The sequence below is a fragment of the Streptomyces sp. genome, from assembly GCF_036566765.1.
GTDB lineage: Bacteria > Actinomycetota > Actinomycetes > Streptomycetales > Streptomycetaceae > Streptomyces.
Map to the genome: position 1 here is coordinate 18,082 of NZ_DATCVQ010000125.1, position 9,607 is coordinate 27,688.

Genomic DNA, 9,607 nt, shown 5'->3' on the forward strand with positions numbered 1-9,607 from the left:
CCGGACGAAGTCCCCGGGGGAGCAACGAATGCGCACAACGGGGGGTGGGCGTTCCGCGCCGTCCCACCCCCTACCGCCACTGCCCCACCAGCCCCCGGCAGGGTTTCGGGGAGGGGTGGGGTGGGGGAATCCAACTCTCTGAGGAGCACCATTGCGTCGCAACAGACGGCCGCACCGCGCCGTCACCGTCATCGCCGCGACCCTCGTCGCCGGGCTGATACCCGCCCTGCCCGTCGCCGCCGCGCAAACGCCCCCGCCGCCCTCCGACCGGGCGCTCGCCGCGCAGCCCGCGCGGCACGATCTCACCCGGGAGCAGTTCTACTTCGTGCTGCCCGACCGGTTCGCCAACGGCGACTTGGGCAACGACCGCGGCGGGCTCACCGGGAGCCGGACCCAGACCGGGTTCGACCCTGCCGACAAGGGGTTCTACCAAGGCGGCGACCTCAAGGGGCTCACCCAGCGGCTGGACTACATCAAGGGGCTCGGGACCACCGCCATCTGGATGGCCCCGATCTTCAAGAACCGGCCCGTCCAAGGCGCCGGCAAGGACGCCTCCGCCGGGTACCACGGGTACTGGATCACCGACTTCACCCAGGTCGACCCCCACTTCGGCACCAACGACGACCTCAAGACGCTGATCGCCGCCGCCCACGCCAAGGGCATGAAGGTCTTCTTCGACGTCATCACCAACCACACCGCCGACACCGTCGACTACGCCGAGAAGAAGTACGGTTACCGCCCCAAGGGCGCTTATCCCTATATCGACTCCACCGGGCGGCCGTTCGACGATCGCGCCGGGATCCCGGCGAAGGTCGACCGGGACTCATTTCCCTACACGCCCGTCGCCCAGCCCGGTGCCAAAGTCCCCTCCTGGCTCAACGACCCCGCGATGTACCACAACCGCGGCGACTCCACCTGGGCCGGCGAGTCCGCCGAGTACGGCGACTTCGTCGGGCTCGACGACCTGTGGACCGAGCGGCCCGAGGTCGTCGAGGGCATGAAGCGGATCTACCAGACCTGGGTCCGCGACTTCGACATCGACGGGTTCCGCATCGATACCGTCAAGCACGTCGACCTCGACTTCTGGACCCAGTGGGCCACCGCCCTCGACGCCTACGCGAAACAGCAGGGCCGCGCGGACTTCTTCATGTTCGGCGAGGTCTACTCCGCCGACCCCGCCGTCACCGCCCCGTACGTCACGCGCGGTCGGCTCGACGCCACGCTCGACTTCCCCTTCCAGGACGCCGCCCGCGCCTTCGCCTCCCAGGGCGCCGGCGCCGACCGGCTCGCGAAGGTGTTCGCCGAGGACCACCGGTACACCACCGACAAGGCCAACGCGTACGAGCAGGTCACCTTCCTCGGCAACCACGACATGGGCCGCATCGGCGCGTTCCTCGAGCAGGACAACCCGAAGGCCCCCGACGCCGAACTCCTCGACCGAGCCCGGCTCGCCAACGAGCTGATGTTCCTCTCCCGCGGCAACCCCGTCGTCTACTACGGCGACGAGCAGGGCTTCACCGGGCCCGGCGGCGACAAGGACGCCCGCCAGACCCTCTTCGCCTCGAAGACCGCGGACTACCTCGACGACGACCAGATCGGCACCGAGCGCACCCACGCGGCCGACGCGTACGACCCCACGCACCCGATCTACCGGTCGATCGCCGAGCTCTCCCGCCTCACCAAGGCGCACCCCGCGCTGCGCGACGGCGTCCAGCAGGAGCGGCACGCCGAGGGCTCCGTGTACGCCTTCTCCCGCACCGACGCGAAGACCCGCACCGAGTACGTCGTGGCCGCCAACAGCGCCGCCACGGCGAAGACGGTGACCTTCCCCGTCGACTCCGCGGACCTCAGCGTCCTCCACGGGGGCCGCGGCACCGTCCACGCCGTCGACGGGAAGATCACCGTCACCGTCCCGGCCCTCTCCTCCCTCGTGCTCAAGGCCGACCGGCCGCTCCCCGCGCCCGCCTCCGCGCCCTCCCTCACCCTCACCGCGTCCCCCGACGGACAGGTCTCCGCCGACGTCGACGGCGGCGGGCTCAACCGCGTCGTCTTCGCCGGCCAGAGCGGCAACGGGCCCTGGAAGGTGCTCGGGACCGCCGACCACGCCCCCTACCGGGTCACTCACCACATCACCGCCGCCGCCGGAACTCCCGTGCGCTACAAGGCGGTCGTCGTCGACAGCGCCGGCCGCACCGCGAGCGCGCTCGCCGCGACGACGGCCCCGCCCGTGCCGCCCGCCGAGAAGCCGGTGGCCGTTCAGCGCCCGTACGCGGTCGTGCACTACCAGCGGCCCGGCGGCGACTACGACGGGTGGAAGCTGAAGGCCGACGGCAAGGAGGCCGCGTTCACCGGGCGGGACGCCTACGGCGCGTTCGCCTGGGTCCCGCTGCCCGAGGGCGCGTCGAGCGTCGCGTACACCGTCGAGAAGGACGGCACGGCGGACGGCCCGCAGCGAAGCATCAGCCTCGGCCGCACCGGCCAGGTCTGGATCACGCAGGGCGCCGCAGGCCAGGCCGACACCGCGCCCGACAGCGCGTACCCGCCGCAGGACAAGACGAAGGCGGTCATCCACTACAACCGCCCCGACGGCGACTACGACGGCTGGGGCCTGCACACCTGGACCGGCGCTGCCCAGCCCACCGACTGGTCCAAGCCGCTGATGCCCGTGCGCGTCGACGCGTACGGAGCCGTCTACGAGGTGCCGCTCGCCCAGGGCGCGACCTCCCTCTCGTACATCCTGCACAAGGGCGACCAGAAGGACCTGCCCACCGACCAGTCCCTCGACCTCGCCACGTACGGCCAGGAGGTCTGGCTGCTCGCCGGGAAGCCCGCGTACCTGCTCCCGCAGACCGGCGGGACCCCGAGCCTCGACCTCGGCAAGGCCGAGGCGCAGTGGATCGACCGGAACACGGTCGTGTGGAAGGTCAAGGCGACCGACGCCACCAGCCAGCAGCTCGTGTACGCGGCCGACGGTGGGATCACCGTCACCGACGGGGCCCTCAGCGACGAGGGCCGCTGGCTGCGGCTCGCCCCCGGCGCGCTCACCGACGCCCAGAAGGCCAGGTTCCCGCACCTCAAGGAGTACCCGGCCTTCACCGTCGACCCGCGCGACGCCGACCGCGTCCGCGCCTCGCTGCGCGGCCAGCTGATCGCCACCCAGCGCGCCGCCAACGGCGCCCTGCTCGCGGCGACCGGCGTGCAGACCGCCGGTGTCCTCGACGACCTGTACGCGCCGAAGGCGAGCACCGCCGCCCTGGGCCCGGTCTTCCGCAGCGGCCGCCCCACGCTGTCCCTGTGGGCCCCGACCGCGCAGTCCGTCGCCCTCGAACTCGACGGCCGCACCGTGCCCATGCGCCGCGACGAGGCGAGCGGCGTCTGGAGGGTCTCCGGCCCGTCGACCTGGACCGGAAAGCCGTACCGGTACGTCGTGAAGGTCTGGGCGCCCAGCGTCCAGAAGCTGGTCGCCAACAAGGTCACCGACCCGTACTCCACCGCCCTCACCACCGACTCCGCGCGCAGCCTGGTCGTCGACCTCGCCGACGCCCGGCTCGCGCCCGCGGGCTGGAAGACGCTGAAGAAGCCGGCCGCCGTGCCGCTGCGCGACGCCCAGATCCAGGAGCTGCACGTCCGCGACTTCTCGATCGCCGACCCGACGGCACGGGCCGACCACCGGGGCGGCTACCTCGCCTTCACCGACCCCGCCAGCAAGGGCTCGCGGCACCTGAAGGCGCTGGCCGCCTCCGGCACCTCGTACGTGCACCTGCTGCCGGCCTTCGACATCGGCACGATCCCGGAGAAGAAGTCCGACCAGACCGCCCCGGCCTGCGACCTGAAGGTGTACGCCCCCGACTCCGAGGAACAACAGGCCTGCGTGGCCGCCGCCGCGGCGAAGGACGCGTACAACTGGGGCTACGACCCGCTGCACTACACCGTGCCGGAGGGCTCGTACGCCACCGACCCCGAGGGCACGAAGCGCACCGTCGAGTTCCGGCGGATGGTCCAGGCGCTCAACGGCCAGGGCCTGCGCACGGTCATGGACGTCGTCTACAACCACAGCGTGGCCGCCGGCCAGGCGGACAAGTCCGTCCTCGACAAGATCGTGCCCGGCTACTACCAGCGGCTGCAGGCCGACGGCTCCGTCGCCACCTCCACCTGCTGCGCCAACACCGCGCCCGAGAACGCCATGATGGGCAAGCTCGTCGTGGACTCGGTGGTCACCTGGGCCAGGCAGTACAAGGTCGACGGCTTCCGCTTCGACCTCATGGGCCACCACCCGAAGGAGAACATCCTCGCCGTCCGCGCGGCCCTCGACGCCCTCACCGTCGAGAAGGACGGCGTCGACGGGAAGGCGATCGTCCTCTACGGCGAGGGCTGGAACTTCGGCGAGATCGCCGACGACGCCCGGTTCGTCCAGGCCACCCAGAAGAACATGGCCGGGACCGGCGTCGCGACCTTCTCCGACCGGGCCCGCGACGCCGTGCGCGGCGGCGGCCCGTTCGACGAGGACCCGGGCGTCCAGGGCTTCGCCTCCGGCCTGTACACCGACCCCAACTCCTCGCCGGCCAACGGCAGCCCGGAGCAGCAGAAGGCCCGGCTCCTCCACTACCAGGACCTGATCAAGGTCGGCCTGTCCGGCAACCTCGCCGGATACACGTTCACCGACACCTCCGGCCGTACGGTCAAGGGCTCACAGGTCGACTACAACGGCGCCCCGGCCGGTTATGCCGCCGCGCCCGGCGACGCACTGGCCTACGCCGACGCGCACGACAACGAGACCCTGTACGACGCGCTCGCCTTCAAACTGCCGGCCGGCACGTCCCCGGCCGACCGGGCCAGGATGCAGGTCCTCGCCATGGCGACCGCGACGCTCTCGCAGGGCCCCGCGCTCTCCCAGGCGGGCTCGGACCTGCTCCGCTCGAAGTCGCTCGACCGGAACTCGTACGACAGCGGGGACTGGTTCAACGCGATCCACTGGGACTGCCGGGAGGGCAACGGGTTCGGCCGCGGGCTGCCCCCGGCCGCCGACAACAAGTCCAAGTGGGGCCACGCGAAGCCGCTCCTGGTGAACCCGGCCCTGACCGTCGGCTGTGCCCAGATCGACGGGGCCTCGGCCGCGTACCGGGACCTCCAGCGGATCCGCACCACCGAGTCGGCGTTCTCCCTGCCCACCGCCGAGCGGGTCCAGGACGCCCTGTCCTTCCCGCTCTCCGGGCCGGACGAGACCCCCGGCGTGATCACCATGCGCCTGGGCGACCTGGTCGTGGTGCTCAACGCCACGCCCGACCGCCAGACCCAGACGGTCGCCGCCCTGGCCGGCAAGGGCTATGCCCTCCACCCGGTCCAGGCGACGGGCTCGGACGCCACGGTGAAGTCCGCCGCGTACGAGCAGGGTTCGGGCGCCTTCACGGTCCCGGCGCGGACGGTGGCGGTCTTCACCGCCCGCTGATCAGCGCCTGATCCGCAGCGGTTCCGCCGCTGATCCGCACCACCCCGCCCACTCCGAGGCCGGCCGGCTCCCCCGGCCGGCCTCGGCCGCGTTCAGGCCAGGGCCTTCTCCATGAGCGTGACGTGGTACCGCCGCCCGTCGGCCGCTGTCTTCTCCAACTCCTCCACGACGGCCCCGTACCCCGCGCCCTCGTAGTACGTCCGCAGCCGCGGATCGCGGGCCTCGCAGTCCAGCCGGGCCGCCGTCCGGCCGACGGCCGCGATCCGCCGCTCCGCGTGGGCGAGCAGCAGTCGGCCCGCGCCCCCCGGGGCCGCCTCCCGGTCGGTCATCAGCCGGTGCACATAGCCCGCCACCGGCGGCTGCGGGCCCCAGACCTGCTCGTCCTCCCACCACAGCTCGTACGCCCCGACGGTCCGGCCGTCGTGGGACGCCAGCCACACCTCGCCCGCGGCCAGCCGCGCCCGAAAGTGCTCCGCGCCCTTGTCGCCGGGCTTCCACTGTTCGATCCCGTTGCGCACCATCCAGCGCGCCACAGAGTCGAACAAGCTCACCAGAACGTCCAGGTCACGGTCGTCCGCCTGCCGAAAGGTCACGTGTGTCGTCATGGCGATCACCGTAATCGTGCGCTGCCCCGACCAGGTGCGAGCCCTACCGCAGGCGCTGGGCCGGGACGCGCGGGGCGAGTTCCATGAGGCGGGTGACCAGGTCGGCGAAGGGGCCGTCGGCCGGCTCGTCGGCGAGGATGCGGACGACGACGTCCGCCATCTCCGGGTCGTACGCGGCGCTCACCGCGGCCAGCGCCGCGAAGTCGTGCACCAGCTGCAACTCCAGCTCGCCGCGCGGTATCCGGCGTCCGTCCAGCCACAGCAGCGCGGTGGACTCGGCGAGCGACACCCAGGAGCGGACCACCATCTCCAGCCGGGCGGACGGCCTCTGGACCTCCAGGTGGGCCAGGATCTGCTCGTACGCGGCCTGCCGCACCTCGTCGATCATCGCGTTCGTGGTGGAGGAGCCCACCGCCGGACCGCCGCGCATCAGCGCCGCGAAACCCGGGCCGTGCTCGTCGACGAAGTCGAAGAACCGGCCCATCACCCGCAGCAGCCGGGCCCCCAACGGCCCCTGCGGGGGCTCAAGGAAGCGTCCCGCCAACTCGTCGGCCGCCCGCCGCAGGGCCGCCTCGTACAGGCTCTGCTTGCCCGGGAAGTAGTGGTAGACCAGCGGCCGCGAGATCCCCGCGGCGGCTGCGATCTCGTCGATGGAGACCTCGTCGGGGGAGCGGTGGCTGAACAGCTCCAGCGCCACCCCGATGAGTTGCTGTCTGCGCTCCTCGACGCCCATCCTGCGGCGTACCCCGGTCGTCATGCGAACAGCCTAACGGGCGTCCGTTACGCTCCCACCACATGAGCGCTTCCGACCAGGACACGACCGCCGACGACCTCCCCGGCGACCTTCCGGACGACCTCCCGGACGACCTCCCCGACGAGGAGACGGACGCGGAGGAGACGGACGCCGAGGAGGCGGACGCTGAGGAGACGGACGCGGAGGAGACGGAGTCCGACGCGTCCGGCGGTCTGACCCCCAAGCAGGCGCGGCGGCTTCGGGTCGCCGCCGCCTCCGTGCTGCTCGTGGCCATGGCGGTCGTGCTCGTGGTCCGGCTGGCCAGCCGGACCTCCGTCCTCGTCGTCGGCGTGTACGGCCTCGCAATGATCCTCTGCGGCGTCGTGATCGAGCTGTCCCGCAACGGCCGTACCCGCCTGGGCACCTGGCTGCTCGCCGGCGGTCTGGCCGCCGCGCTGGCCGCCGACTGGCTGATCCTGCCGTAACGCCGACGCCCGCCCTCCGGCCTACAGGTCCAGTACGAGCCGCTCGCCCGCGCACCGCGAGACGCAGATCAGCATCGACTCGTCCCGCTCGGCGTCGGTGAGCAGCTCGTCCCGGTGGTCGACCTCGCCCCCGAGCACCCGCTGTCGGCAGGTGCCGCAGAAGCCCTGCTCGCAGGAGTACGAGACGCCCGGGACCTCCGCGCGGACCGCGGCGAGCACCGACTGGTCCGCGGCCACCTTCACCGTACGGCCGGAGCGGCGCAGTTCGACCTCGAAGGGGGTGCCGCCGGCCGTCGCGGCCGCCGAGAAGCGCTCCAGGCGTGCGGTCCGGCCCTCCGGCAGCGCCGCACTCACGGCGTCCATGAGGCCGTCCGGGCCGCAGCAGTACACCTCGGTGTCCGGGAGCACGTCGTGCAGGAAGCCCAAGTCCGGCAGCCCGGACTCGTCCTCGGCGACGACCGTCGTGTGGCCCCCGTCCGCGCCCAGCCGCTCGACCTCGTCGACGTAGGGCATCGTGGCCCGGCTGCGCCCGCAGTACAGCAGCCTCCAGTCGGCCCCGGCCGCCGCGGCCGCGCGGACCATCGGCAGGACCGGCGTGATGCCGATGCCGCCGGCCACGAACACGTACGAGGCGGCCTCGACCAGCGGGAAGCGGTTGCGGGGGCCGCGGATCTCGATCTCGACGCCCTCGTGGAGCTGCTCGTGCACCTCCGCCGAGCCGCCCCGGCCGCCCTGCTCCGCCCCGATGAGGCGGGCGGCGACGGTGTACGCGCCGGAGTCGGCCGGGTCGCCGCACAGCGAGTACTGGCGGACCAGGCCGGACGGCAGGACGAGGTCGATGTGGGCGCCCGGCTGCCAGGCGGGCAGTCCGGCACCCTCCAGGCGGAGCTGGGCGACGCCCTCGGCGGGCGCGGTGCGCTCGGCGACGAGGACCCGGCGTGGCACGGTGGTGTTGCGGCCGCGGCCGGACACCGGCTCGTCGAGCGCGGGCATCGGCCACAGCGGGGACCCCTGGATGCGCCGGCGCATCGCGCGCTTGGCGAGCAGCGCCGCCCCGGCGACCAGGACCACGGTACGCAGTCGGGGCATGCTCAGCGACCTCCGTTGGCGCCGGGGGAGTTGGCCAGGTACGCGACCGCCTGCGCGGTGTCGCCCTCCTGCGAGGGGTGGTAGGCGCGGCTCAGATAGCGCGGGATCGAGCGCAGCATGTCCGGCGTGGAGGGCAGCACGCCCTCCCGGCCCTTGCGCACCAACTGACCTATGGACGCCTTGCCTTCGAGCAGCGTCGGGTCGTTCTCCATGAAGAAGCGCGCCCCGCGCTGCCAGAAGAAGACCAGCGCCGAGAAGGCGAGCGCCCAGGTGCGGGCGCGCCGCCGGTAGCCGCCGTCGAGGTGCATGAACAGCTCGAAGGCGACCGAGCGGTGCTCGACCTCCTCCGCGCCGTGCCAGCGCAGCAGGTCCAGCATGGCCGGGTCGGCGCCGCGCCGGTCCAGCTCCTCGGCGTTGAGCACCCAGTTGCCCAGGAAGGCGGTGTAGTGCTCGATCGCCGCGATCAGCGCGACCCGCTCCATCAGCCACCAGCGGCGCGCCCGGCCCGGCGGCAGGGTCTTGTCGCCGAGCAGCTTCTCGAAGAACCAGTCGACCTGCGCCGTGTACGGCGTGGGGTCGAGGCCCAGCTCCTTGAGGCGGGGCAGCACGTCGTCGTGGGCCTGGGAGTGCACGGCCTCCTGGCCGATGAAGCCGATGACGTCCTCGCGCAGCCGGTCGTCGGTGATGAAGGGGAGCACCTGCCTGTAGACGTGGATGAACCAGCGCTCGCCCGCGGGCAGCAGCAGGTGCAGCACGTTGATGGTGTGGGTGGTGAACGGGTCGCCGGGAACCCAGTGGAGCGGGGTCTCGCGCCAGTCGAAGGAGACCTTGCGGGCCTTGAGCTCGATGTGCTCCGAGTGCTTCGACGCCACCGGTGCAGGCTGCGTATTAGACATGCTGTCAATGTACTGAGGGGTACGGTCACGTCAACAGGTGTGTGCGCGGGGATTTCGTGGCCGTGGCCCCGGGGCGGTCACCGGAGCGCGGCCGAGGCGGTCAGCGCAGTGCGGCCACCCGCAGGCCGTTCGCCAGCCGTCCGCTGAGGTCGGCGCGCGCCCCGCGCTCCGTCTCGACGGCGAGGAACCGGCCCTCGGCCCGGGCCCGGACCCCGCCGGTGGTGGTCAGCGAGCCGAACTCCCGGGTGCCGGCGGCCAGCACGTACCACTGCCCGGTCCGCGCCTGCCACAGCACGCCCGCCAGGACCCGCGGCTCGCGCGCCCCGCACGCCGGGGACACCTCGGACGTGGCC

The 9,607-nt window shown here is 72.6% G+C and carries 6 protein-coding genes and 1 pseudogene; 2 read left to right on the forward strand and 5 right to left on the reverse strand.

The window, feature by feature from the left end; translation table 11 throughout:
- Nucleotides 1-151 precede the first annotated feature (151 nt).
- A complete protein-coding gene (gene pulA / locus VIU94_RS06560; RefSeq protein WP_414720898.1) occupies nt 152-5,446 on the forward strand; it encodes a pullulanase-type alpha-1,6-glucosidase in 5,295 nt (1,764 codons plus the stop codon).
- A gap of 92 nt (nt 5,447-5,538) precedes the next feature.
- On the opposite strand, the gene VIU94_RS06565 is transcribed toward pulA, so the two are convergent.
- Together VIU94_RS06565 and VIU94_RS06570 are read right to left on the reverse strand one after the other, a co-directional pair.
- Nucleotides 5,539-6,051 carry a GNAT family N-acetyltransferase gene (locus tag VIU94_RS06565; RefSeq protein ID WP_331908525.1) on the reverse strand — a complete coding sequence of 171 codons (513 nt, stop codon included), beginning with the start codon at nt 6,049-6,051 and terminating at the stop codon, nt 5,539-5,541.
- A 43-nt stretch (nt 6,052-6,094) separates the two neighbouring features.
- Complete coding sequence (locus tag VIU94_RS06570; RefSeq protein ID WP_331908527.1) at nt 6,095-6,808, reverse strand: TetR/AcrR family transcriptional regulator; 714 nt, start codon at nt 6,806-6,808, stop codon at nt 6,095-6,097.
- A gap of 38 nt (nt 6,809-6,846) precedes the next feature.
- On the opposite strand from VIU94_RS06570, the gene VIU94_RS06575 reads away from it, so the two are divergent.
- Nucleotides 6,847-7,269, forward strand: coding sequence for a hypothetical protein (locus VIU94_RS06575; RefSeq protein ID WP_331908529.1), 423 nt, complete (start codon nt 6,847-6,849; stop codon nt 7,267-7,269).
- Nucleotides 7,270-7,290: 21 nt separating this feature from the next.
- Here the strand turns inward: VIU94_RS06575 and VIU94_RS06580 are convergent, their stop codons facing one another.
- From VIU94_RS06580 to VIU94_RS06590, 3 genes and pseudogenes are all read right to left on the reverse strand, one after another.
- Nucleotides 7,291-8,364, reverse strand: coding sequence for a PDR/VanB family oxidoreductase (locus VIU94_RS06580; protein ID WP_331908535.1), 1,074 nt, complete (start codon nt 8,362-8,364; stop codon nt 7,291-7,293).
- Nucleotides 8,361-9,254, reverse strand: coding sequence for a metal-dependent hydrolase (locus tag VIU94_RS06585; protein WP_331908531.1), 894 nt, complete (start codon nt 9,252-9,254; stop codon nt 8,361-8,363). The genes VIU94_RS06580 and VIU94_RS06585 overlap by 4 nt, the downstream gene beginning before the upstream one ends.
- 100 nt (nt 9,255-9,354) lie before the next feature.
- Nucleotides 9,355-9,607, reverse strand: a pseudogene (locus VIU94_RS06590) (hypothetical protein); the annotation flags it as partial.